A 399-nucleotide genomic window follows, 5' to 3' on the forward strand; every position below is an offset into this window, starting at 1 on the left:
AAGCATCCTGTCAAGAACTCAAAAAATTTTGGGATGAATATAAAGACAATCTTGGTATTAGTCGCCAAGAATTTTATAGTTATTATCAAGGAGCATCTATCGTTGTTGGTATCCTAATCAAGAAAATAAAACCCTTTGAAAAGCCCGTTAAATTTGAACGTTTATCCAAAAAGTTGTCTGACTTGCGTCCACCCCAAAGTTATCGTTACTTAAATAAAAATGAATATGAAATTATTAAAGCTTTAGGAACAAATTAAACCCGAATACTCTTTCAAAAATCAGGCTGAAATTAACCGATTCTATTGCTGTTGTCGAAAAATATTGGGGATTCATGTTAGTAGAAAAGAAAGCCGAATTTGTTAGACTGTTTCACGAATTTATCAACTCCTATCCCAACAC

1 pseudogene is annotated in these 399 nt (G+C 32.6%); it reads left to right on the forward strand.

What is annotated here, in order from left to right:
- Nucleotides 1-257 (forward strand): annotated as a pseudogene (locus M595_RS28605) (hypothetical protein); the annotation flags it as partial.
- Nucleotides 258-399: the final 142 nt, after the last annotated feature.

This window comes from Lyngbya aestuarii BL J, assembly GCF_000478195.2.
Classification (GTDB): Bacteria; Cyanobacteriota; Cyanobacteriia; order Cyanobacteriales; family Microcoleaceae; genus Capilliphycus; species Capilliphycus aestuarii.